This is a genomic window from Streptomyces sp. TG1A-8 (genome assembly GCF_030499535.1).
Taxonomy (GTDB): Bacteria; Actinomycetota; Actinomycetes; order Streptomycetales; family Streptomycetaceae; genus Streptomyces.
The window spans coordinates 5235473-5258769 of the sequence record NZ_JASTLB010000001.1 but is presented as its reverse complement, the minus strand read 5'-3'; the positions used below and the strand labels follow the sequence as shown (position 1 = coordinate 5258769).

Genomic DNA, 23297 nt, shown 5'->3' with positions numbered 1-23297 from the left:
TCTACAGGGTTCCGATCCAGTTGGTGAGGAGCTGGGCTCCGGCGTCGCCGGACTTCTCGGGGTGGAACTGGGTGGCCCACAGGGCGCCGTTCTCCACGGCGGCCACGAAGGGCTTGCCGTGCGTGGACCAGGTGACCCTGGGCGCCTCGATCACCGGGTTGTGGCTCTCCAGGCTCCAGTCGTGGACGGCGTAGGAGTGCACGAAGTAGAAGCGGGCGTCCGCGTCGAGGCCGGCGAACAGCCGGGAGCCGGCCGGGGCGTCGACGGTGTTCCAGCCCATGTGGGGCACGACGCCGGCCTGGAGCGGCCCGACCGTGCCGGGCCACTCGTCCAGGCCCTCGGCCTCCTCGCCGTGCTCGATGCCGCGGGCGAACAGGATCTGCATGCCGACGCAGATGCCCATCACCGGCCGGCCGCCGGCCAGCCGCCGGTCGACCAGCCAGTCGCCGCGGGCGGCGCGCAGGCCCCGCATGCAGGCGGCGAAGGCGCCGACGCCCGGCACCAGCAGGCCGTCGGCGTTCATCGCCGTGTCGAAGTCGCGGGTGATCTCCACGTCGGCTCCCACCCTCGCGAGGGCGCGCTCGGCGGAGCGGACGTTGCCGAAGCCGTAGTCGAAGACGACGACCTTCTTGGGCGCGGTGCTCAATTCCACACCTCCAGCCGTACGACGCCCGCGACGAGGCACATCGCCGCTCCGATGGAGAGCAGCACGACGAGGCTCGTGGGCATCTTCTGCTTGACGAAGGAGACGATGCCGCCGACCAGGAAGAGGCCGACGACGATCAGGACGGTGGACAGGCCGTTCATGGGGTTACAGGGCGCCCTTCGTCGACGGGAGGATGCCGGCCGCGCGCGGGTCGCGCTCGCTGGCGTAGCGCAGCGCCCGGGCGAGGGCCTTGAACTGGCACTCCACGATGTGGTGCGCGTTGCGCCCGTAGGGCACGTGCACGTGCAGTGCGATCTGCGCCTGGGCGACGAAGGACTCCAGGACGTGCCGGGTCATCGTGGTGTCGTACTCGCCGATCATGGGCGCCATGTTCTCGGGCTCGGTGTGCACGAGGTAGGGGCGGCCGGACAGGTCGACGGTGACCTGGGCGAGGGACTCGTCCAGCGGGACCGTGCAGTTGCCGAAGCGGTAGATGCCCACCTTGTCGCCGAGCGCCTGCCTGAAGGCGGCGCCGAGCGCGAGGGCGGTGTCCTCGATGGTGTGGTGGGAGTCGATGTGCAGGTCGCCGTCGGTCTTCACGGTCAGGTCGAACAGGCCGTGCCGGCCGAGCTGGTCCAGCATGTGGTCCCAGAAGCCGACGCCGGTGGCGATGTCGGTCCTCCCGGTGCCGTCGAGGCCGATCTCGACCAGGACCGAGGTCTCCTTGGTGGTGCGCTCCACGCGTCCTACGCGGCTCATGCCTCAAGCTCCTTCTTCAACTGGTTCACCGCGTCGAGGAACGCGTCGTTCTCCTCCGGGGTGCCGGCGGACACCCGCAGCCGGCCCGGTACGCCGTTGTCGCGGACCAGGACGCCCCGGTCGAGGATCCTCCGCCAGGCGTCGTGGGCGTCGGCGAACCGGCCGAACTGCACGAAGTTCGCGTCGGACTCGGTGACCTCGTAGCCGATGGCGCGCAGTTCGGCGACGAGCCGGTCCCGCTCCGCCTTCAGCTGCTCGACGTAGGCGAGCAGGGTGTCGGTGTGCTCCAGCGCGGCCAGGGCGGTGGCCTGGGTGATGGACGAGAGGTGGTACGGCAGCCGGACGAGCTGGACGGCGTCCACGACCGCCGGGTCGGCGGCGAGGTAGCCCAGGCGCAGGCCGGCCGCGCCGAAGGCCTTCGACATGGTCCGCGAGACGACGAGGTGCGGGCGGCCCGCCAGCAGCGGCAGCAGCGAGTCGCCGTGGCTGAACTCGACGTAGGCCTCGTCCACGATCACCATCGACGGCTTGGCCGCCTGCGCGGCGTCGTACAGCGCGAGGACGGTGCCGGGCGGAACCGCGTTGCCCGTGGGGTTGTTGGGGGTGGTGATGAACACGACGTCCGGGCGGTGCTCGGCGATGGCCCGCTCGGCGGCGGCGAGGTCGATGGTGAAGTCCTCGTTGCGGGGGCCCGAGAGCCAGCCGGTGCCGGTGCCGCGGGCGATGAGCGCGTGCATCGAGTACGACGGCTCGAAGCCGATCGCCGTGCGGCCGGGTCCGCCGAAGGCCTGCAGCAGCTGCTGGATGACCTCGTTGGAGCCGTTGGCGGCCCAGACGTTCCCGACGCCGAGCGGGTGGCCGCCGGTCCTCGTCAGGTACCCGGCCAGCTCCGTGCGCAGTTGCACCGCGTCCCGGTCGGGGTAGCGGTTCAGGTCGCGGGCGGCCCTGCGCACCCGCTCCGCGATCCGGTCGACCAGCGGCTCGGGCAGCGGGTAGGGGTTCTCGTTGGTGTTCAGCCGTACGGGCACGTCCAGCTGGGGCGCGCCGTAGGGGGACTTGCCGCGCAGCTCGTCCCGGACGGGGAGTTCGTCGATGCCGGTCACTTGCCCTCGGGAACCTTCCAGTCGAACCGGGCCTTGATCGCCGCGCCGTGCGCGGGCAGGTCCTCCGCCTCCGCCAGCGTCACCACGTGGTGCGCGACCTCGGCCAGGGCGTCCTTGGTGTAGTCCACGACGTGGATGCCGCGCAGGAAGGACTGGACGGACAGGCCGGAGGAGTGGCAGGCGCAGCCGCCGGTGGGCAGGACGTGGTTGGACCCGGCCGCGTAGTCGCCGAGCGAGACCGGGGCCCAGGGGCCGATGAAGATCGCGCCGGCGTTCCTGACCCGGTCGGCGACCCCGGCGGCGTCGGCGGTCTGGATCTCCAGGTGCTCGGCGCCGTAGGCGTCGACCACCCGCAGGCCCTCCTCGACGCCGTCCACGAGGACGATCGCGGACTGCCGGCCCGCCAGCGCCGGGCGGATCCGGTCCTCGACGTGCCTGGTGGCCACGACCTGCGGCTCCAGCTCCTTCTCGACCGCGTCCGCCAGCTCGGTGGAGTCGGTGACCAGCACGGCCGCCGCGAGCGGGTCGTGCTCGGCCTGGCTGATCAGGTCCGAGGCCACGTGCACCGGGTCGGCGGTGTGGTCCGCGAGGATCGCGATCTCGGTGGGGCCGGCCTCCGCGTCGATGCCGATCCGGCCGGTGAAGAAGCGCTTGGCGGCGGCGACCCAGATGTTGCCGGGGCCGGTCACCATGGTGGCGGGCGGGCAGGACTCGGTGCCGTACGCGAACATCGCGACGGCGGTGGCGCCGCCGGCCGCGTAGACCTCGTCCACGCCGAGCAGCGCGCACGCGGCGAGGATCGTCGGGTGCGGCAGTCCGCCGAACTCGGCCTGGGGCGGGGAGGCGAGCGCGATGGACGCGACGCCGGCCTCCTGGGCGGGCACCGCGTTCATGATCACGGATGAGGGGTAGACCGAGCGTCCGCCGGGCGCGTACAGGCCGACGCGGTCGACCGGCACCCACTTCTCGGTCACCGACCCGCCGGGCACGACCTGGGTGGTGTGCGCGGTCCGGCGCTGTGCGCGGTGGACCAGGCGGGCCCGCCGGACGGACTCCTCCAGGGCGGCGCGCACGTCCGGGTCCAGGGCCCGCAGGGCGTCGGCGAGCGCCTCGGCCGGGACACGGACGGATTCCAGCCGTACTCCGTCGAACCTCTCGGCGAAGTCGATCAGCGCCGCGTCGCCGCGATGACGCACGGCTTCGCAGATCGGACGCACCTTCTCCAGGGCGGCCTGAACGTCGAAGTCGGCTCGGGGCAGCAGGTCGCGCAGGGCGGGGCCCTCGGGGAGGGCGTCGCCGCGCAGATCGATTCGGGAGATCACGGTTCCAATTCTCTCAGACCGGCGTCGCGAGCCGTCCGCGCGTATCAATGGCTGATACAGAACACGGGACAGCGGCCGGTACACAGCCTGGCCGAAACCCGGAAGATCCCGTTCACCCCTTGTGTACGCGGGGTCACCGAGCGGGCATGAAAGGTGTAGGACGACGTGACTGGCGAGTAGCCGAGGAAGAAGGAACAGCGGTGACCGAGGGAGCCGGCGCGGACGCCGGAGACCTGCCGGACGACCTGACCGCGGCCGAGGCCGGCATGTGGCAGGCCTTCCGCAACGGCAGTGTGTACGACCTGAGCAGCGGCGACGCCGTCGTGGACGATCCGCACGGCGGGCACCCCTGGGGACCCGAGCGGAGCGTCAGGGCGCGCATCATCTGCTGGCTGCTGCTGGACGGGCCGCCCGCGCTCGCGGGCCGGGTGCCCGCGCTGAAAATCGTCGGGGTGCGGGTGCTGGGCTCGCTGGACCTGGCGGGCGGCACGGTCACCCCGTACGTCGAGATGCACGGCTGCCGCTTCGACGCGGAGATCGTGCTGCCGGAGGCCCGCTTCACGACCGTGCGCCTGGTGGACTGCTCGGTGCCGCGCCTGGAGGCGGCCCGGGTGCACACCGAGGGCGACCTGCACCTGCCGCGCTGCCGCTTCCAGAACGGGGTGCGGCTGACGGACGCGCGCATAGGCACCGACCTGCTGCTCAACCAGGCGGTCGTGTACCGGGACCGCAGCGGCCGGTCCCTCGCCGCGGACGGCATGACCGTCGGCCAGGACCTGCAGGCCGAGCTGCTGGAGTCGCACGGCGAGCTGAGCCTGCGCAGCGCCAAGATCGGGGTCTCGCTGAGCCTGCGCGGCGCGAAGCTGGCCAACCCGTACGCCCGCCTCGCGCTCAACGCGCCCCAGCTGACCGTCGAGCGCTCGCTGTACCTGACCCCGGCGGGGGTGGGCAACCCGCTGCTGAGCGGGACGACCCCCGCGCGCGGGACGCGCATCCAGCGCTTCGAGTGCCGGGGCGGGGTGCGGCTGGACGACGGGCGGTTCGGGGACGCGGTCGACCTGGAGCGGGCCGGGTTCACCCTCACCGACGACCAGGAGCTGTCCCTGCGCCGGGTGCAGACGCCGGAGCTGCGCTTCCTCGGGGACCGGCCGCAGCGGGGCAAGGTGGTGCTGTCCGGCGCCCGGGTGATCAACCTGGTGGACCGCGCGGGCGCCTGGCCGGAGCCGGGCCACCTGCACATGGGCGGCTTCACCTACGAGAACCTGGTGCCACAGGGACCGTTCCCGTTGGCCGCGCGGCTGGACTGGGTGGCGGCGGCCACCGCCGAGTACAACCCGGAGCCGTACGAGCGGCTGGCCGCCGTGCTGCGCGCGGCCGGGGAGGACGAGGACGCCCGTGAGGTGCTGCTCGCCAAGCAGCGCCGGCGCCGCGAGACGCTGCCGCCGGCCGCCAAGTGCTGGGGGTTCCTGCAGGACTGGGTGGTGGCCTACGGCTACCGGCCGGGCCGGGCCGCGGTGTGGATGGCGGTGCTGTGGGCGGCGGGCACGCTGGCGTTCGCGCACGCCGACCACCCGCCGACGAACCCCGGCGGCCATCCGGCCTGGAGCCCCGCCCTGTTCACCCTGGACCTGCTGCTGCCGGTGATCGACCTGGGCCAGGCCGGCCAGTGGCAACTGCGCGGCGACTGGCAGTGGCTGGTGACGGCGATGGTCCTGCTGGGCTGGGTCCTGGCCACGACGGTGGCGGCGGGGGCGACCCGCCTGCTGCGCCGGAGCTAGTGCCTGCCGTCCGGATCCTGCCGGGCCCGCGGGGTCCGGCAGGGGCCGGACGAAAGGCCCCGGTGCCGGGACCGGGGCGGCGCGCGGAGGGGCCGGACCGCGCCGCCCGCGGCCGTCCGGCGCCGACGGGGACGCCGGAACGCTTGAACAGTCACCCTTTACCGTCCCTTGACCGCCCGACGTACAACCTTCCACGACTTGCCCGGTCCCCCTGGCGCGGTGCCGGCCCACCGTCCTTCAATGGTCGGCACCATGGCTCTGCTGCCCGCGTTCCTGCGCCCCGTCCGGACGACACGTCGCGCCCCGCACCCCGCCGCCGCACGGCCGGCCGGGGACGAGGCCGTCCTCGACGCGCCCGACGCCCGCCTCGCGCCCGCGCTGGTCGCGGCCGGCCGGGGCGAGCACGGCGCCGCCTCCGCGCTCCTGGCCGCCACCCGCGCGGCGGCCGAGTGGGAGGACCGGGACCAGTACGTGAGGCGCCTGGCCGCCTTCGCCCGCTCCCGCCCCGAGTGGTTCGAGCAGTGGCGCCGGGCCGCTCCCGAGGACCCCGACGCCCTGCTCCTCGGGGCGCAGCTGGCGGTGGACCGCGCCTGGCCCTCGCCGGCCCGGGCCGAGCTGCTGCGCGAGGTGAGCCCGCTGGTCACGGCCGCCGCGCGCGCCGACCACCGGGACCCGGTGCCCTGGCGGGTCGCGCTCGACCACGCGCGCGGCTCCCGGGCCGGCCACCGCTACTTCGAGGAGCTGTGGGAGGCCGCGGTCCGGCGCGCCCCGCACCACTACGGCTGCCACGTGGCCGCCCTGCGCTACCTGGCCACCTTCCGGCACGGCTCGCACCGCGCGTGCTTCGACTTCGCCGAGCGGGCCGCGCAGGACGCCCCGGCCGGCTCGCTCGTGCAGGCGCTGCCGGCCCGGGCGGCCGTCGGCTACCTGACGGACGACTGCGGTCCCGAGGTGCCGCGCGAGCGGCTGGACGCGGCGGCCGACCGGGCCGTCGCGCTCTCCGGCCGGTTCCCGGCGGCCGACCCGCGGCCCGCCGAGGTCCGCAACAAGCTGGTGTACGTCCTCGCGCGGCTGGACCGCTGGGAGGAGGCCCGCACCCAGCTGCGCCTGATCGGCCCGTACGCCACCTCGTTCCCCTGGGAGCGGGTCTCCGGGGACCCGCTCGGCCACTTCCTGCGGCTGCGCGAGGAACTGCTGCGGGCCGCTCCCGGGGCCACCCTCGCCGGGCTGGTGCCGGCGCACCCGCGGCCGGGGAACGGGCACCGGGGCCGAGCCGGTGCCCCGGACCATTAGGCTGGGGCGCCGTGACCACCGTCCGTCTGCCCCTCTTCCCGCTGAACTCGGTGCTGTTCCCCGGGCTCGTGCTGCCGCTGAACGTCTTCGAGGAGCGGTATCGCGCCATGATGCGCGACCTGCTGAAGACGCCCGAGGACGAACCCCGCCGGTTCGCCGTCGTGGCGATCCGCGACGGCCACGAGGTGGCGCCGAGCGCCCCGGGCATGCCGGACCCGACCGCGCGGCCCGACCGGGGCCCGGCCGCGGGCTTCGGCCCCGACCCCGTGAAGGCCTTCCACGCGGTGGCCTGCGTGGCGGACGCGGCGACCGTCCGGGAGCGTGCCGACGGCACGTTCGAGGTGCTGGCGACCGGCACCACCCGGGTGCGGCTGCTGTCCGTGGAGGCCTCGGGGCCGTTCCTGACCGCGGAGCTGGAGGAACTGCCGGAGGAGCCCGGCGACGGGGCGGGCGCCCTCGCGGAGGGCGTCCTGCGCTCCTTCCGGCAGTACCAGAAGCGCCTCGCGGGCGCCCGGGAGCGCTCCTTGACCGCAAGCGCCGAACTCCCGGACGAGCCGTCGGTGGTGTCGTACCTGGTGGCGGCGGCGATGGCACTGGACACGCCGACCAAGCAGCGGCTGCTGCAGGCCCCGGACACGGCCTCCCGGCTGCGCGACGAGCTGAAACTCCTTCGCTCGGAGACGGCCATCATCCGTAATCTGCCGTCGTTGCCCGCGCAGGACCTGACGCGGACGCCGACCAGTCCGAACTGACGGAACCGAGGCCGATACCCCGATGGCGAAGAAGTCGAAGAAGCAGCAGTCCGGAGGAACGCCCGCGACCGTGGCCCTGGCCGCGGCGGGCGTGGAGCACACGGTGCACGCCTACGACCACGACCCCTCCCACGCCTCCTACGGCGAGGAGGCCGCCGAGGCGATGGGCGTCTCCCCCGACCGGGTGTTCAAGACCCTGGTGGCCGACGTGGACGGCGCCCTGACGGTGGCCGTGGTCCCGGTGTCCGGCACGCTGGACCTCAAGGCCCTGGCCGCGGCGGTGGGCGGCAAGCGGGCCGCCATGGCCGACCCGGCCCTCGCGGAACGCACCACCGGCTACGTCCGCGGCGGTATCTCCCCCCTGGGCCAGCGCAAGAAGCTCCCCACGGTCCTCGACGACTCGGCGCGCTCGCACCCGACGATCCACGTCTCGGCGGGCCGCAGGGGCCTGGAGGTCGAACTGGCCCCCGAGGCCCTGGCGCGGCTGACGGGGGCGGTCGTGGCCCCGATCGGCCGGGGCTGACGGGGCTGACGGGGCTGACGGGGCTGACGGGGACCGTCGCGGTGCCGGCCGGCCGGAGCCGGCCGGCGGTGCCGGCGCGGCCCGGGGCGGGCCGACGGCTACACCGGCGGCGCGGGTGTCCCGTACGGCGACGGCACCTCGGGGTCCCGGGGCCCGAACAGCGCCGTGAGCACGAGGTGTACCAGCACCCCGCCCAGCGGCCAGGCCAGCAGCGCGCCCTTCGTGCCCAGCTTCAACGGCGCCGGGAAGGTGACCCCCTTCCCCACCGCCCTGGCGTGGGCGATCACGTCGGACTCGGGCCCCAGCCACATCCCCAGCCGCCAGGCCAGCAGCGATCCGAGCAGGCCGCCGACGCCCAGCGCCACGACCAGCGGCACGCCCCCGCGCCGCCGCAGCAGGAACACCGCGACCGCGCTGACCAGTCCGAAGCCGAGCCCCAGCAGAGTGAACGTTCCGTCGACCCCGACCGCCTGCTCGCCCTCGCTGTCCTTCAGGTACACGACCCAGCTCTTGCCCGACTGGTTCCCGACCAGCGGTATGTGCGGCGCCAGCCACCACCACACCAGCCCGAGCAGCACCCCGCCGAGCACCAGCGCGACCGTGATCACGGCGGCCTCGCGCGCTTCCGTCTTCATCCCTGGGCCGTCCTGTTCGTACGCGCCCGCGCCCGGCGCCCCGACGGGGGCGGGCTGCCAGACCTGGTGCGGGGAGTCGTCGTGCGGCGGTGGCGGTGGGTTCAGCGGTGCGGTCACCCTGACATCGTGCCAGGTCGTACCGCGCGCCGCGTCACCGGACGGCGGCCCGGCGGTACGCCCGGGCGGCCACGGCCAGCGAGAGCACCCCGACACCCGCGCACACGCCCAGGTCAGCGAGGACGACGGTCCAGTCCGGGTGCGCCCCGAAGGTCCGCGCGTACGCCTCCACGCCGTACGTCGACGGCAGCAGGTCCCGTGCCAGCCGTACGGCCTGCGGCATCCGGTCGGCCGGCAGCACACCGAGCAGCAGCGCGGCCGACATGCCCAGTTGCCCCAGGAGCGTGGCCAGTTCGGGCCGCGGCGCGAGCAGCCCGCAGGCGGCACCGAGCCCGGCCAGCGCGCCCCCGGCGAGCGGAATCACGGCCAGCAGGACCCACAGGTTGGTCAGCGGCAGCCCGAACAGGGCGCACCCGAAGACGGCGGTCACCAGCGTCCCGGGCACGGTGAAGGAGGCGTACGCCCCGGCCGCGCCCAGCACCACCGCCGCCGGCGGCACCGGCAGCGTGGCGTAGTGGTCGAGCCCGCCGCTGGCCCGGAGCTGCCCGAAGTACTGCGACAGCAGGTTCAGCGCGACGTACGCGACGACCAGCACCGAGGAGCCGGCCACCACGGACCGGGCCTCGCTGCCGCTGTCGACGACGCCCCGCATCATCACGGTGATGCCGACGGACTGGAAGGTCGCCACGAACAGCAGCGGGATCCGCGCCACCCGGGCGCGGGAGAGCTGGGCGCGGTAGACGGCCGCCAGCGACGGCCACAGCCGCGCGGACGGACCGAGTTCGGCCGCGCCGCGGGCCGTCTCCGGCACCGGCCGGGCACCGCCCGGCAGGACCTCGGCGGGTACGACACTCACGACGAGTTGCTCCTCTTCCCGACGACGGTCGCCCCGCCGTCCCGCAGGGACCACGACGGGATGCCCCTCCGGGACCGCTCCCGGGGCCGTGCGCATCCGGTGCCCGGTGCGTTCACGCCCTCACCAGACCCTGCCGTGCCGCGCCGCCCAGCGCCAGGTAGACGTCCTCCAGGCTGGGCGTGGCGAGCGTGAAGTCGTCCAGGGCGGCGAAGGCGGCGCCGCCGGTGACGGTGGCGACCGCGGCCCGGGCCTCCTCGGGCGCGAGGCGGAGCGTCCAGCGCCGGCCGGACTCCACCGCGCGCCCGCGCAGCACGGCGACCTCGGGCACCTCCAGCGGCGGCCGGTCCCGCCACACCAGTTCCACCCGCACCTCGCCGGCGACCTGTTCCTTGAGGCCGGCCGGGGTGTCGCAGGCGATGACCCGGCCCTGGTCCAGGACCGCGACCCGGTCGAGTACGGTCTCGGCCTCGATGACGTTGTGGGTGACCAGCAGCACGGTCGTGCCGCGCTCGGCGCGGCGCCGGTCCACGGCCGCCCACACGGCGCGCCGGGCCACCGGGTCCATGCCGGTGGTCGGCTCGTCCAGCACGAGCAGCGGGCGCTCGCCGACCAGGGCGGCGGCGAAGCAGGCGAGCCGCCGCTGCCCGCCGGACAGCTTCTTCAGCGCCCGTCCGGCGATCGGGGCGAGCCCCAGTTCGTCGAGGACGGCGTCCCGCTCGGCCCGGGCCCGCCGTACGTCCAGGCCGCGCAGGCGTCCGGTGGTCTCGGCGGCGAGGGAGACGGTCAGCTCGTCCAGGGCGGTGGACTCCTGGCCGAGGTAGGCGAGGAGCCGCGCGGCCCGCTCGGGGTGGCGCACGATGTCGTGGCCGAGGATCTCCACGCCGCCGGTGTCGGGCCGCAGCAGTCCGGTCAGCTGGCGGACGAGGGTGGACTTGCCGGCGCCGTTCGGTCCGAGCAGGCCGAAGACCTCCCCGCGCCGCACCTCCAGCTCCACCCCGTCGGTGGCCCGCACCTCGGGGGTGCCGGGTGCGCCGCGCCGCCCCTTCACGGGCGGGTAGGTCTTGCCGAGCCCGCGCACACGGACGACCTCGTCCTGCCGAAGTGCCTGTGCCGCGCGCGTGCTCACAAAGGACGAGGGTACGGGGTCGAACGCCTTTACCCGTCTTTGGGGCCGCACATCGCCCCGCCCCCGCCGGCGCCCCGCCCGCCCGCGGCTTCCGGGCCCCGCCGCCCCGGCGACCGGCCGCGGCGCCACGGACCGGCCGCGCCGGACCCGCCCCGGCCGTCCGGCCGGCCGCTCATCCCGGGCGACCGCCCGGCCCCGGTCACTCCCCGGAAGGACCCTGCTCCGAAGCGGCCGGTACGTCGATCTCGCGCCAGAAACCCGCCCGGATGGCGTAACGGTCGTGCTCGTCGATCTGGTCGTCCTTGTGCGCGAGCAGCCCGAAGCGGGCGGCGTACCGCAGCAGCTCGCCGTCGATGCGGTGCGGGATGCGCGGGTACATCGCGGACAGCCGCTGCAGGTGGCCCGGGTCGCCGAGCCGGGACATCCAGCGGCGGGCGAAGACCTGCCCCACCTCGTACGGATCGCCGCCGACGGTGGTGATGTCCTCCTCCCGGTCGGCCCACCGCTGCTCGGCGGTGGTCAGCTGGGCCAGGGTCGGCATGGCGGCCGCCTCGGGCGGTTCCGGGACCGCTCCGGGCCGGTCGACCCACCCCTTGTCGGAGGACCACCTGAGGGTCGCGGTCGCCGGGTGCTGCACGGCGTGCACGGCGTGCGCGCCGGGCGCGCGCAGCGCGGCCAGGTCCTTGGGGGTGGGGACGCCCTTGGGGGCGGGCACCCGCTCCTGCGCGCCGTTCTGCGCGCCCGTGACCGCCGGGGGGCGGGCGGCCTCCTCGGCGGCCCGCTCGGCCGTGCCGCCGAGCGCGGACTCGGGCAGCGGCGCGGAGAGGATGGCGGCGATCTCGGGGCGGGGCACGGGCGCCGGGGCGCACACGCCGGTCAGCTCCTTGGCGCGGACCGCCTGCGTGATCCAGGCCCGGTCCAGCACCCGCCGCTCGTCCGCCTCGGCGACCAGGTCCTCGGACTGGTTGTAGTCGCCGTCGGCGGCCTGGACGGCCCACAGGTGTACGGCGACGCCGTGTTCCTTGGCGGCCATCATCCCGGGCAGCAGGTCACCGTCGCCGGTGACCAGGACGATGTCGGAACAGGCGCGGTTGCGGGCCAGCTCGGTCAGCTCGGCGTGCATGGCGGCGTCCACGCCCTTCTGCGCCCAGCGCCCGTCGCTGCGGGTCAGGGCGCCCAGCCGGACGGTCACCCGGGGCATCACGCGCAGCCGCCGGTGTTCCGGCTGGGGGACGCGGTCGGGGGCGCCGTCGAACCAGTAGATGCGCAGCAGCGGGTGCCCGGTCTCCGACTCGGCGCGGTCACGCAGGCCCTGGACCAGGGCGGTGTGGTCGACGGTGATCCGGGACCGCGAGGGCTCGCCGGCGAGGAGGCTGGCGGCGGCTCCCAGCAGATACCCGGCGTCCACCAGGACGATGCAGCGGTCCACGCGACTCACCCTCTTCCCGGGAGGCTTTGCTTCGGACGTGCTTCGGACTCGCTTCGAGTCTGCCCGACCGCGCGGAGGTTAACGGCCCGAACTCGATCTTCGGCGTGGCGTTTGCGCCCCTTGTCCGGCCACCTCCCCTGTCACGGACGGTAATTGCCCGACATGCGTCCGATGTCGGCGTGTGTGAACCTGGTCCCGGCCCTGGCCCCTAGATCCCCCTCAGGAGGCAGATCACCATGGCCAAGAACAAGAACCGCAAGCAGGCGGGCCCGAAGAACCGCACCGCGCGCAGCGAGCAGGTGCCGGAGCGCGCGCAGCGCCCGTCGCCGGAGGAACAGGAGTCACCGGTGGCGGGCGTCCCGGGCGGCCCCGCGGACGGTGCCCGCAAGCGGCACAAGCGCTTCGGCCACAACTAGGGCCTCTCCCCGGGACCTTGCCGGGCTCGCGGGCCCCGGCACCGCGCCCCGGTCCGGCCCGGTCCCGCCTGATCCGGCCCGATCCGGACGAAGGACCCCGGCGGGCGGTCGCGGTCCGACCGCACAGGAGGGGCGCACCCGGTCGCGGGTGCGCCCCTCGGCGCCGGTGCCGCACGGACGACCGGCGGCGTCCGGCTCAGCCGGCCAGGCAGGACGGGCCGAGCAGCACCTTCAGGTCGCCGAAGAGCGCCGGGTCCGGCTTGACCCGGTGCCGGTCCAGGCGCAGCACGGTCGTCCTGCGCGGGCCCTGGAGCTTGATCCGCACCTCGCTGTCGCCCCGGTGGTGGCTGAGGATCTCGCCGAGGCGGCTGACCATGGGCGGAGTCACCTTCACCGCGGGGATGGTGAGGACCACGGGGGCGTTGGCGCCCGCGTTGGACAGGTCCGGGACCATCAGCTCCATGGCGACGAGCCGGGGGACGTCCTCGCGCTTGTCGAGGCGGCCCTTGACGAACACCACGGCGTCCTCGACCAGTTGGGTGGACACCAGCTGGTAGGTCGCCGGGAAGAACATGCACTCGATGGAGCCGGCGAGGTCCTCGACGGTGGCGATGGCCCAGGCGTTGCCCTGCTTGGTCATCTTGCGCTGCAGACCCGAGATGATGCCGCCGATGGTGACGACCGCGCCGTCGGCGTGCTCGCCGCCGGTGAGCTGGGCGATGCCCGCGTCGGCCTTGTCGGACAGCACGTGCTCCAGGCCGAAGAGGGGGTGGTCGGAGACGTACAGGCCGAGCATCTCCCGCTCCTGGGCGAGCAGGTAGGTCTTCTCCCACTCCTCGGCGGTGAACTCGACGTCGAGCCCGAAGCCGGGCTCGCTGCCGGTCTCCTCGCCCATGCCGCCGAAGAGGTCGAACTGGCCCTCGGCCTCCTTGCGCTTGACCGCGACCACGTTGTCGATCATCGGCTCGTACTGCGCCGTGAGCCCCTTGCGGGTGTGCCCCATGGTGTCGAAGGCGCCCGCCTTGATCAGTGATTCGGTGGTGCGCTTGTTGCAGACCACCGCGTCGACCTTGTCGAGGTAGTCGGGGAAGGAGAGGTACTTCCCCTTGGCCTTGCGGCACTTGATGATCGACTCGACGACGTTGGTGCCGACGTTGCGGACGGCGGAGAGGCCGAAGAGGATCACGTCGTCGCCCTGGGCGGCGAAGTTCGCCTCGGACTCGTTGACGTTCGGCGGCAGCACCCGGATGCCCATGCGGCGGCACTCGTTGAGGTAGACGGCCGACTTGTCCTTGTCGTCCTTGACGGAGGTCAGCAGGGCGGCCATGTACTCGGCGGGGTGGTTCGCCTTGAGGTAGGCGGTCCAGTACGACACCAGGCCGTACGCGGCGGAGTGCGCCTTGTTGAAGGCGTAGCCGGCGAACGGGACCAGGACGTCCCACAGCGCCTGGATGGCCTCGTCGCTGTAGCCGTTCTTGCGGGCGCCGGCCTGGAAGATGGTGAAGTTCTTCGCCAGTTCCTCGGGCTTCTTCTTGCCCATCACGCGGCGGAGGATGTCGGCCTCGCCGAGCGAGTAGCCGGCGATGATCTGGGCGGCCTTCTGCACCTGCTCCTGGTAGACGATCAGGCCGTGGGTGACGTCCAGGACCTCCCTGAGCGGCTCCTCCAGCTCGGGGTGGATCGGCGTGATCTCCTGCTGCCCGTTCTTGCGCAGGGCGTAGTTCGTGTGGGAGTTCATACCCATCGGGCCCGGCCGGTACAGGGCCGACACGGCGGAGATGTCCTCGAAGTTGTCGGGCTTCATCAGGCGCAGCAGCGAGCGCATGGGGCCGCCGTCGAACTGGAAGACGCCGAGGGTGTCGCCGCGCTGGAGCAGGTCGAAGGTCGTGGGGTCGTCCAGCGGCAGGGACAGCAGGTCGATGTCGAGGCCCTTGTTGGCCTTCACCATCTTGACCGCGTCGTCCATGATCGTGAGGTTGCGCAGGCCCAGGAAGTCCATCTTCAGCAGGCCGAGCGACTCGCAGCTCGGATAGTCCCACTGGGTGATGGTCACGCCGTCGGTGTGCCTCACCCAGACCGGGACGTGCTCGGTGATGGTCTCGCTGGACATGATCACGCCCGCCGCGTGCACGCCCATCTGCCGGACCAGGCCCTCCACGCCGCGCGCGGTGTCGATGACCTTCTTCACGTCCGGCTCGTTCTCGTACATCGCCCGGACCTCGCCCGCCTCCGAGTAGCGGGGGTGGTCGGGGTCGGTGATGCCGGACAGCGGGATGCCCTTGCCGAGGACGTCGGCGGGCATGGCCTTGGTGATGCGGTCGCCCATCGCGTACGGGTAGCCCAGCACGCGCGCGGAGTCCTTGATCGCGTTCTTGGCCTTGATGGTGCCGTAGGTGCCGATCATGGCGACCTTGTCGGCGCCGTACTTCTCGGTCACGTAACGGATCACCTCGACGCGCCGGCGCTCGTCGAAGTCGATGTCGACGTCGGGCATGGAGATGCGCTCGGGATTGAGGAACCGCTCGAAGATCAGGCCGTGCGGGATCGGGTCCAGGTCGGTGATGCCGAGGGCGTAGGCGACGATCGAGCCGGCCGCGGACCCCCGGCCGGGGCCGACGGCGATGCCCTGGCGCTTGGCCCACATGATGAAGTCGGCGACGACGAGGAAGTACCCGGGGAACCCCATCTGGATGATGACGTCCATCTCGTACTCGGCCTGCTTCTGGCGGTCCTCGGGGATGCCGTCCGGGTAGCGGCGCTCCATGCCGCGGCGGACCTCCTCCTGGAACCAGGTGACCTCGGTGTAGCCCTCGGGGATGTCGAACCTGGGCATGAGGTCGCGCTTCTCGAACATGCCGGTGGTGTCGACCATCTCGGCGACGAGGAGCGTGTTGGCGCAGCCCTCCTGCCAGGCGTCCGAGGAGTCGATGGCGTACATCTCGTCGGTGGACTTCAGGTAGTAGCCGGTGCCGTCGAACTTGAAGCGGTCGGGGTCGGAGAGGTTCTTGCCGGTCTGGATGCACAGCAGGGCGTCGTGGGCGCCCGCCTCGTGCGCGTACGTGTAGTGCGAGTCGTTGGTGACCAGCGGGGGGATGCCGAGCTTCCTGCCGATCTCCAGCAGGCCGTCGCGGACCCGGCGCTCGATCTCGATGCCGTGGTCCATCAGCTCCAGGAAGTACTTGTCCTTGCCGAAGATGTCCTGGTAGTCGGCGGCGGCCTTCAGGGCCTCGTCGAAGTGGCCGAGGCGCAGCCGGGTCTGCACCTCGCCGGAGGGGCAGCCGGTGGAGGCGACGATGCCCTCGGACCACTGGGCGATGGTCTCCTTGTCCATGCGGGGCCACTTCTGCAGCCAGCCCTCGGCGTAGGCGTCGGAGGACAGGCGGAAGAGGTTGTGCAGGCCGGTCCGGTTCACGGCCCACATCGTCTTGTGGGTGTAGCCGCCGGAACCGGAGATGTCGTCGCGCTTCTGGTGCGGCTGGCCCCAGAGGATCTTGCGCTTGTTGCGCCGGGACTCGGGGGCGACGTACGCCTCGATCCCGATGATCGGGGTGATTCCGGCCTTCTTCGCGGAGTGGAAGAAGTCGTACGCCCCGTGGAGGTTGCCGTGGTCGGACATGGCGATGTGCGTCATGCCCATCTCGTTGCAGGCGTTGAACATGTCCTTGAGCCGCGCGGCACCGTCCAGCAGCGAGTACTGGGTGTGGACGTGCAGGTGCGTGAAGGGCGGCTTCGACACGGTGTGGCCTCCAACGGGAACACTCGGCGAGGGGCTGGCGGGCGGTGTGGGGGGTGCCTCGAAGTCTATGCCCCGCCGCCGGCACCCGGAGGACCGTCCCGCGTACCGTCGTGCGGGAACCGGGCACTCCGGCGTGGCGTCGCCCGTTGGAGAGGGCGCGAGCGCCGTCGTACCCGGCCCAGCACGTTCCCGCACCACCACCCCTGCACCAGGAGGCACCCGCGATGCCGGTCCCCCAGCTCGACGACGAGCAGCGCGGCGAGGAGATCCTCGCCGTCTTCGACACCGCCTTCGGCCGGCTCCTGGCCGCCGACCCGGCCGCGTTCCGCGTGAAGTTCCGGAAGATGGCGGCCTCGGCCTTCGCGTTCTACCGGGGCACGGCGTGCCTCTTCTACCACGACCTCGACGCCGAGAAGCGCGGCGGCCCGTACCTGGACGACCGCACCTCGCGCGTGTGGATCCACGGCGACCTGCACGCGGAGAACTTCGGCACCTACATGGACTCCAACGGCCGCCTGGTCTTCAACGTCAACGACTTCGACGAGGCCTACGTCGGCCCCTTCACCTGGGACCTGAAGCGCTTCTCGGCCTCCGTCGCCCTCATCGGGTACGCCAAGGCGCTCAGCGACGAGCAGATCACCGAGCTGGTGACGGTCTACGCGGCCGCCTACCGCGAGCGCGTCCACGCGCTGGCCACGGGCGCCAAGAGCGAGGAGGTGCCGCCGTTCACCCTGGACACCGCGCGGGGGCCGCTGCTGGACGCGCTGCGCGACGCCCGCTCGCTCACCCGCTTCGGACTGCTGGACTCGATGACCGAGATCCGCGACTTCGAGCGCCGCTTCGCGCCGGACGGCGGCTCCGTCGAGCTGGACGCGGCCACCCGCTACAAGGTGCTGGCCGCCTTCGACGGCTATCTGGAGACGCTGCCGGAGACCTCCCTGGCCCGCCCGGACTCCTACCGGGTCAAGGACGTCGTCGGCCGGCGCGGCATCGGCATCGGCTCGGCGGGCCTGCCGTCGTACAACATCCTCCTGGAGGGCCACAGCGACGCCCTGGAGAACGACGTCGTGATCTACGTCAAGCAGGCCCAGACCCCGGCCGTCTCCCGGCACATCACCGACCCGGCGATCGCCGGCTACTTCCAGCACGAGGGCCACCGCACGGTGATCTCCCAGCGCGCCCTGCAGGCGCACGCCGACCCGTGGTTGGGCTGGACCGAGCTGGACGGCGCGGGCCAGCTGGTCGCCGAGATCTCGCCGTACGCCGTCGACCTGGACTGGGGCGACATCGACGACCCGGAGGAGATCGCGGCCGTCGTCGCCGACCTGGGCCGGGCCACGGCGACGATGCACGCCGCCGCGGACGACCAGTCCGGGGAGTCCCTGGTGCCGTTCTCCACCGAGCGGGCCATCGACGCGGCGCTCGCCGCCGACGAGGAGGGCTTCGCGCCCCTCCTGGTGGACTTCGCGCACCGCTACGGCGCACGCGCGCGCGCCGACCACCAGATCTTCCTCGACCTGTTCCGCAACGGCCGGATCCCGGGGCTGTAACTCTCGCGCACTCACAGGCACTCTTTAGGGGTCCCTTAACCGCGTACGTGACAGACTCTCCTACCGCCATGAACATATCCGGGAACCAGCTCAGGGCCGTGCGCGCGGCGCTGTTCACGGCCTTCGTCGTGACGCTCGGCACCGCGTCGCACGTCCTGCTGTCCCGGACCCCGCTGCCGGTGGCCGCGGTGGCCCCGGTCGCGGCCGGGGTGTTCGCCACGGCGTACGCGCTGGCGGGCCGCGAGCGCGGCTTCGGCCGGATCGCGGCCCTGCTGGTCCCGCTGGAGCTGGCCGTGGACACGGTGTTCACCACCGGTCAGCACGCCTGCTACGGCCGGGCCGGCGGCCCGGTGGCCGGCCCGTTGCGCGCGGTGGGCCTGGACGTGCTCTGCGAGGGCACGGTGGGTACCCGGCTCGTCCAGGTGACCGGCCCCCCGGGCCACGGCGCCGGGCCCCTGCTCGCGCACGCCGGCCCGGCCGCCGCCTGGCTGCTGCTGGCCTCGCACGTCGGCGTGGGCCTGCTGGCCGCCGCCTGGCTGCGCCGGGGCGAGCGGGCGCTGGTCCAGCTGCTGCGCGCGGTGGCCGCGTCCACCTTCCGGCCCCTGCTGCTGGCGGTGTCCGCGGGCACCGCGCGGCGCCGCCCCGCGCGCCCGCTGCCGCGCCCCGCCCCGCGCACCGCCACCGGTGCGGACCGGCTCCTCGTGCACTCCCTGGGACGGCGCGGACCGCCGTGCTCGGCCGCCCTCGCCTGAGCGACGGCATCCGCCCCCGCCCGGGCGACGGCTCGCGAGCACGACCCGTCCCCAGACGTATCCCGCGCACGACGCGTGCGCGTCCCACAGGAGGATCACCGACATGAGCAAGCGGAACAGCCAGGTGGCGAAGACGGCGGCCCGGGAGCGGCTGCGCGAGGAGCGCGAGCGGCAGGCCCGGCGCACCAAGGCCAGGCGGCAGGTCGTGGTGGCCGCCTCGGTCGTGGCCGTGCTGGCCGCGGCCGGCGGCATAGGCTACGCCGTCGTCCAGGCCAACAAGCCCGGCTACTGGGAGGGCCTGAAGGACGCCCGGGTGGTCGCCCCCGCCCACACGACCGGCACGGACGGCACCACCGTCGTCCTCGGCAAGGACACCGCGAAGAAGACCCTCAAGGTCTACGAGGACCCGCGCTGCCCGATCTGCGCCCAGTTCGAGCAGACGGTCGGCCCGACCGTGAAGAAGGACATCGACGACGGCAAGTTCAAGATCCAGTACATCGGCGGCACGTTCATCGACGGCGACTCGCTGGGCAAGGGGAAGATCGGCAGCAACGGCGAGGGCTCCAAGAACGCGATGAGCGCCATGGGCGCCGCGCTGAACGTCGGCACGGAGGCCTTCCTGGAGTACAAGACGGCGCTGTACTCAGCGAAGTACCACCCCGAGGAGACGGACGACAAGTTCAAGAGCGACGCCTACCTCATCAAGGTCGCCGACACCGTTCCCGCGCTGAAGGGCAACGCCGCGTTCCGGAAGGCCGTGAAGAACGGCACGTACGACGCCTGGGCGCTGGCCATGTCGAAGACCTTCGACACCAACAAGGACGGCGTGACCGGCACCCCGAGCTTCGTGATGAACGGCAAGATGCTCACCACCGACAGCCAGGGCAACCCGCCCATGACGGTGGCCGACTTCACCAAGGTGGTGGACGCGGCCCTGAAGGCCTGACCTCCCGTCAGGACCGGATCACCGCGTGAAGGGCGGGCGAACTTCGCGGGTTCACCCGCTCCTGCGCATACCGATCAGTAGCCTGATCGGTCGTGACCAACCGATACAGAGCAACCGAGGACGCCCACTCCGCCGCGCCCCGCCGCCGCACGGTCGTCAAGGCCGCGGCGGCGACCGCGGGCACGGCCTTCGTCGCGGGCCCGCTCGCCGCCGCCCGCCCGGCGCGCGCGGCCACGGACGCCCCCGCCTTCCTGCACGGCGTCGCCTCCGGCGACCCACTGCCCGACGGCGTCCTGCTGTGGACCCGGGTGACCCCCGTTCCGGAGGCGACGCCCGGCTCCGGGGTGGGCCCGGACACCGAGGTGCGCTGGGTCGTCGCCCGGGACAAGGCGTTCACCAGCGTCGTCGCCGGGGGCTCCACCACCGCCACGGCCGCCTCCGACCACACCGTGAAGGCCGACATCCGCGGCCTGGAGCCGGCCACCGACTACTGGTTCCGCTTCTCGGCCGGCGGCACCGTCTCCCCGGCGGCGCGCACCCGCACCGCGCCGGCGGCGGACGCGGCCGTGCCCGGTCTGCGCCTCGGCGTGGTCTCCTGCGCCAACTGGGAGGCCGGCCACTTCTCCGCCTACCGCCACCTCGCGGCCCGCGGCGACCTGGACGCCTGGCTGCACCTCGGCGACTACGTCTACGAGTACGAATCCGGCGGGTACGCGGCCCGGGGCGAGGTCGTGCGCCCGCACGCGCCGGCGAACGAGATCCTCACCCTCGCCGACTACCGGCTCCGGCACGCCACCTGCAAGACCGACCCCGACCTGCAGGCGCTGCACCTGGGGGCGCCCGTCATCGCGATCTGGGACGACCACGAGTTCGCCGACAACGCCTGGTCCGGCGGCGCGGTCAACCACACCGAGGGCGCCGAGGGCACCTGGACGGCCCGTCAGGCCGCGGCCAAGCAGGCCTACTTCGAGTGGATGCCGGTGCGCCCCGCGGTCGCCGGCACCACCTACCGCCGGCTGCGCTTCGGCAAACTGGCCGACCTGTCCCTGCTGGACCTGCGCTCCTTCCGCTCGCAGCAGGCGTCCGCGGCCGGCGGCTCGGTCGACGACCCGGACCGCACCCTCACCGGCCGGGCACAGCTCGACTGGCTGAAGGCGGGCCTGAAGTCCTCCGACACCACGTGGCGACTGGTCGGCAACTCGGTGATGATCTCGCCGTTCGCCGTGGGCTCCCTCTCCGCCGACCTGCTCAAGCCGCTCGCCAAGCTGCTCGGGCTGCCGCAGGAGGGCCTGGCCGTCAACACCGACCAGTGGGACGGCTACACCGACGACCGGCGCGAACTGCTGGGCCACCTGCGCGCGAACGCCATCGGCAACACCGTCTTCCTCACCGGTGACATCCACATGGCGTGGGCCAACGACGTGCCGGTGGACGCGGGCACCTACCCGCTGTCGGCGTCCGCGGCCACCGAGTTCGTGGTCACCTCGATCACCTCCGACAACCTCGACGACGCCGTGAACGCGCCCGAGGGCAGCGTCTCCGCGATCGCCTCGCCGGTCATCAGGGCCGCCAACCGGCACGTCCACTGGGTGGACACCGACCGCCACGGCTACGGCGTGCTGGACGTCACCGCCGACCGGGCGCAGATGGACTACTACGTCCTGTCCGACCGCACCGACGCGGACGCCACCTCCACCTGGGTGCGCTCGTACCGCACGCGCAGCGGCACGCAGCGGGTCGAGCGGGCCTACGACCCGGTGTAGCCGCGCGCTACAGGCCTTCGAGGAAGCCGAGCGCCACCCGCCAGGTGGCCTCGGCGGCCTCCTCGTCGTAGTCCGGCAGGCCGGGGTCGGTGTAGAGGTGGCCGGCCCCGGCGTACCGGTACACCTCGACGTCCGCGCCGGCCCGGCCCATCTGCAGGTACCAGGCGCTGAGCCAGTCGTCCGTCTCGAACGGGTCCGGCTCGGCCACGTGCAGCTGCACCGGCAGGCCGTCCACGCGGGCGTCGGGGGCGAGGTCCGAGGTGCCGTGCAGCAGGAGCAGGCCGCGCGCCCGCACGTCACCGAGCGCCAGGGTCTGCGCGACGGAGGCGCCGAGCGAGAACCCGGCGTACACCAGCCCCCGTTCCGAGTACGGCGCGGCGGCCAGCACCGCCCGCTTCAGCAACTCGTCCTTGCCGAGGGCGTCCGAGCACTCCACGCCCTCCTCGACCGTGTCGAAGGTGCGCCCCCCGAAGAGGTCTGGCGTCCGCACCTCGTGGCCCGCCGCGCGCAGCCGGCCGGCGGCCTCGCGCACCGCGGGCCTGAGCCCGTAGGCCGAGTGAAAGAGCATGATGTCCATGGGGCCATGGTGCCAGCCGGCCGGGACCGCTCCGGGGCCGCCGTACCCCGTTGGGTAGCCGAACTCACATGTTCATGCGTGCCGACGCCGGTTAGGAGCGGAGGCATGGAGAACTTGCTCCGCCCCCTGATCGTGATCGGCAGCTCGGTCGCGCTGACCCTGGCCGTCGGCTGGGCCACCGACCGGCTGCTGTGCAAGGCCGACGACCGCAACCACGGCACCCCGCTGTGGGGGCTGCTGCGCCGCGCGCGCGTCCCCTACCAGCTGGTGCTGTGCGCGGCCATGCTCAGAGGGTCGTACGACCAGGCGCAGCTCCTGCAGCGCCACCAGGCCGCCGTCGGCCGTGCGCTGACCCTGGTGCTGATCGGGTCCGCCGCCTGGCTGGCCATCCGGATCGCCGCGGCGGTGGTCGAGACGTCGTACAGCCGGTACGCGCGCGTCCACCGGGACGCGGCCCGGGTGCGCCGGGTGCGCACGCAGGTGGAGCTGATCATGCGGGTGGTCTCGGCGGTCGTCATCGTCGTGGCCGCCGCCTCGATGCTGCTGACGTTCCCGGCGATGCGCGCGGCCGGCGCCTCGCTGCTGGCCTCCGCCGGCATCCTCGGCATCGTCGCCGGTGTGGCCGCCCAGTCGACCCTGTCGAACCTGTTCGCGGGGCTGCAGATCGCCTTCGGCGACATGGTGCGCATCGGCGACACCGTGGTGGTGGAGGGCGAGTGGGGCACGGTCGAGGAGATCACCCTGACCTTCCTGACCGTGCGGACCTGGGACGAGCGCCGGATCACCATGCCGGTGTCGTACTTCACCTCCAAGCCCTTCGAGAACTGGTCGCGGCGCACCCCGCAGATGACCGGTGTCGTCTACTGGTACCTCGACCACAGCGCGCCGGTCGAGGCGATGCGGGAGAAGCTGCGCGACATCCTGCGCCACTGCCCGGCCTGGGACGGGCGCGCCTACGGGCTGCAGGTGACGGACACGACGCAGAACACCATCGAGGTGCGGGCGCTGGTGACCGCCAAGGACTCGGACGACATCTGGACGGTACGGGTGACGGTGCGCGAGCAGATGATCGCCTGGCTGGCCTCGGAGCACCCCTACGCGCTCCCCCGCGTCAACACCTCCGACGCGCCCCTCGCGCCGAACCGCATCCCGTCCCCCGACCGGGCGACCCTCCGCAAGGCCTACGAGTTCCCCCGCACCGGCAGGGGCTGAGGCGCC

The 23297-nt window shown here is 73.2% G+C and carries 21 protein-coding genes; 10 read left to right on the top strand and 11 right to left on the bottom strand.

Annotated elements, in window-relative coordinates:
• Nucleotide 1 precedes the first annotated feature (1 nt).
• The 5 genes from hisH to hisD are packed head-to-tail and all read right to left on the bottom strand — an operon-like array spanning nt 2 to nt 3830.
• Nucleotides 2–652: an imidazole glycerol phosphate synthase subunit HisH gene (hisH, locus tag QQY24_RS23085; protein ID WP_301974617.1), complete on the bottom strand. Its 651-nt coding sequence runs from the start codon at nt 650–652 to the stop codon at nt 2–4.
• Nucleotides 643–807: a hypothetical protein gene (locus tag QQY24_RS23080; protein WP_301974616.1), complete on the bottom strand. Its 165-nt coding sequence runs from the start codon at nt 805–807 to the stop codon at nt 643–645. The genes hisH and QQY24_RS23080 overlap by 10 nt, the downstream gene beginning before the upstream one ends.
• A 4-nt stretch (nt 808–811) precedes the next feature.
• Nucleotides 812–1405: an imidazoleglycerol-phosphate dehydratase HisB gene (gene hisB / locus QQY24_RS23075; protein ID WP_301974615.1), complete on the bottom strand. Its 594-nt coding sequence runs from the start codon at nt 1403–1405 to the stop codon at nt 812–814.
• Nucleotides 1402–2508: a histidinol-phosphate transaminase gene (locus QQY24_RS23070; RefSeq protein WP_301974614.1), complete on the bottom strand. Its 1107-nt coding sequence runs from the start codon at nt 2506–2508 to the stop codon at nt 1402–1404. Before QQY24_RS23070 ends, hisB begins: the two co-directional genes overlap by 4 nt.
• Nucleotides 2505–3830: a histidinol dehydrogenase gene (hisD, locus tag QQY24_RS23065; RefSeq protein WP_301974613.1), complete on the bottom strand. Its 1326-nt coding sequence runs from the start codon at nt 3828–3830 to the stop codon at nt 2505–2507. The genes QQY24_RS23070 and hisD overlap by 4 nt, the downstream gene beginning before the upstream one ends.
• Before the next feature lie 200 nt (nt 3831–4030).
• Here hisD and QQY24_RS23060 point away from each other — a divergent pair, with 200 nt between their 5' ends.
• The 4 genes from QQY24_RS23060 (at nt 4031) to ybaK (ending at nt 8176) form a co-directional block, all read left to right on the top strand.
• On the top strand, nt 4031–5608 hold the full coding sequence (locus QQY24_RS23060) for an oxidoreductase (protein ID WP_301974612.1): 1578 nt from the start codon (nt 4031–4033) through the stop codon (nt 5606–5608).
• A 240-nt stretch (nt 5609–5848) separates the two neighbouring features.
• A complete protein-coding gene (locus QQY24_RS23055; protein ID WP_301974611.1) occupies nt 5849–6901 on the top strand; it encodes a hypothetical protein in 1053 nt (350 codons plus the stop codon).
• A gap of 11 nt (nt 6902–6912) precedes the next feature.
• On the top strand, nt 6913–7653 hold the full coding sequence (locus QQY24_RS23050) for an LON peptidase substrate-binding domain-containing protein (protein WP_301974610.1): 741 nt from the start codon (nt 6913–6915) through the stop codon (nt 7651–7653).
• A gap of 22 nt (nt 7654–7675) precedes the next feature.
• The gene (ybaK, locus tag QQY24_RS23045; RefSeq protein ID WP_301974609.1) at nt 7676–8176 is read left to right on the top strand and encodes a Cys-tRNA(Pro) deacylase; all 501 of its coding nucleotides are present in this window, start codon (nt 7676–7678) and stop codon (nt 8174–8176) included.
• A 98-nt stretch (nt 8177–8274) separates the two neighbouring features.
• Here ybaK and QQY24_RS23040 read toward each other — a convergent pair whose 3' ends face one another.
• From QQY24_RS23040 to QQY24_RS23025, 4 genes are all read right to left on the bottom strand, one after another.
• Nucleotides 8275–8928: an AAA family ATPase gene (locus QQY24_RS23040; protein WP_301974608.1), complete on the bottom strand. Its 654-nt coding sequence runs from the start codon at nt 8926–8928 to the stop codon at nt 8275–8277.
• Between the two features lie 34 nt (nt 8929–8962).
• Nucleotides 8963–9784: an ABC transporter permease gene (locus QQY24_RS23035; protein WP_301974607.1), complete on the bottom strand. Its 822-nt coding sequence runs from the start codon at nt 9782–9784 to the stop codon at nt 8963–8965.
• A gap of 112 nt (nt 9785–9896) precedes the next feature.
• Entirely contained in the window at nt 9897–10910 is a 1014-nt protein-coding gene (locus QQY24_RS23030; RefSeq protein ID WP_301974606.1) for an ABC transporter ATP-binding protein, read from the bottom strand.
• A 199-nt stretch (nt 10911–11109) separates the two neighbouring features.
• Complete coding sequence (locus tag QQY24_RS23025; RefSeq protein ID WP_301974605.1) at nt 11110–12339, bottom strand: NYN domain-containing protein; 1230 nt, start codon at nt 12337–12339, stop codon at nt 11110–11112.
• A 236-nt stretch (nt 12340–12575) separates the two neighbouring features.
• On the opposite strand from QQY24_RS23025, the gene QQY24_RS23020 reads away from it, so the two are divergent.
• Complete coding sequence (locus QQY24_RS23020) at nt 12576–12755, top strand: hypothetical protein (protein ID WP_301974604.1); 180 nt, start codon at nt 12576–12578, stop codon at nt 12753–12755.
• Nucleotides 12756–12951: 196 nt separating this feature from the next.
• Here the strand turns inward: QQY24_RS23020 and dnaE are convergent, their stop codons facing one another.
• Entirely contained in the window at nt 12952–16491 is a 3540-nt protein-coding gene (dnaE, locus tag QQY24_RS23015) for a DNA polymerase III subunit alpha (protein WP_301974603.1), read from the bottom strand.
• A 224-nt stretch (nt 16492–16715) separates the two neighbouring features.
• Here dnaE and QQY24_RS23010 point away from each other — a divergent pair, with 224 nt between their 5' ends.
• The 4 genes from QQY24_RS23010 to QQY24_RS22995 all read left to right on the top strand — a co-directional run bounded on the left by QQY24_RS23010 (nt 16716) and on the right by QQY24_RS22995 (nt 21502).
• On the top strand, nt 16716–18041 hold the full coding sequence (locus QQY24_RS23010) for a DUF2252 domain-containing protein (protein WP_367658014.1): 1326 nt from the start codon (nt 16716–16718) through the stop codon (nt 18039–18041).
• 68 nt (nt 18042–18109) lie between these two features.
• On the top strand, nt 18110–18793 hold the full coding sequence (locus QQY24_RS23005; RefSeq protein WP_301974602.1) for a hypothetical protein: 684 nt from the start codon (nt 18110–18112) through the stop codon (nt 18791–18793).
• Between the two features lie 103 nt (nt 18794–18896).
• On the top strand, nt 18897–19739 hold the full coding sequence (locus QQY24_RS23000) for a thioredoxin domain-containing protein (RefSeq protein WP_301974601.1): 843 nt from the start codon (nt 18897–18899) through the stop codon (nt 19737–19739).
• Between the two features lie 92 nt (nt 19740–19831).
• The gene (locus QQY24_RS22995; RefSeq protein WP_301974600.1) at nt 19832–21502 is read left to right on the top strand and encodes an alkaline phosphatase; all 1671 of its coding nucleotides are present in this window, start codon (nt 19832–19834) and stop codon (nt 21500–21502) included.
• Nucleotides 21503–21509: 7 nt separating this feature from the next.
• On the opposite strand, the gene QQY24_RS22990 is transcribed toward QQY24_RS22995, so the two are convergent.
• Entirely contained in the window at nt 21510–22079 is a 570-nt protein-coding gene (locus QQY24_RS22990; protein ID WP_301974599.1) for a dienelactone hydrolase family protein, read from the bottom strand.
• A 105-nt stretch (nt 22080–22184) separates the two neighbouring features.
• Between QQY24_RS22990 and QQY24_RS22985 the strand changes: the two genes are divergently transcribed.
• Nucleotides 22185–23291: a mechanosensitive ion channel family protein gene (locus QQY24_RS22985; protein WP_301974598.1), complete on the top strand. Its 1107-nt coding sequence runs from the start codon at nt 22185–22187 to the stop codon at nt 23289–23291.
• Nucleotides 23292–23297 lie beyond the last annotated feature (6 nt).

Excerpts from the sequence above, each read along its gene's own strand:
- QQY24_RS23080 (WP_301974616.1), bottom strand. The coding sequence starts at position 807 with ATGAACGGCCTGTCCACCGTCCTGATCGTCGTCGGCCTCTTCCTGGTC.
- hisB (WP_301974615.1), bottom strand. The coding sequence starts at position 1,405 with ATGAGCCGCGTAGGACGCGTGGAGCGCACCACCAAGGAGACCTCGGTC.
- QQY24_RS23055 (WP_301974611.1), top strand. The coding sequence starts at position 5,849 with ATGGTCGGCACCATGGCTCTGCTGCCCGCGTTCCTGCGCCCCGTCCGG.
- ybaK (WP_301974609.1), top strand. The coding sequence starts at position 7,676 with ATGGCGAAGAAGTCGAAGAAGCAGCAGTCCGGAGGAACGCCCGCGACC.
- QQY24_RS23020 (WP_301974604.1), top strand. The coding sequence starts at position 12,576 with ATGGCCAAGAACAAGAACCGCAAGCAGGCGGGCCCGAAGAACCGCACC.
- QQY24_RS23010 (WP_367658014.1), top strand. The coding sequence starts at position 16,716 with ATGCCGGTCCCCCAGCTCGACGACGAGCAGCGCGGCGAGGAGATCCTC.
- QQY24_RS23005 (WP_301974602.1), top strand. The coding sequence starts at position 18,110 with ATGAACATATCCGGGAACCAGCTCAGGGCCGTGCGCGCGGCGCTGTTC.
- QQY24_RS23000 (WP_301974601.1), top strand. The coding sequence starts at position 18,897 with ATGAGCAAGCGGAACAGCCAGGTGGCGAAGACGGCGGCCCGGGAGCGG.
- QQY24_RS22990 (WP_301974599.1), bottom strand. The coding sequence starts at position 22,079 with ATGGACATCATGCTCTTTCACTCGGCCTACGGGCTCAGGCCCGCGGTG.
- QQY24_RS22985 (WP_301974598.1), top strand. The coding sequence starts at position 22,185 with ATGGAGAACTTGCTCCGCCCCCTGATCGTGATCGGCAGCTCGGTCGCG.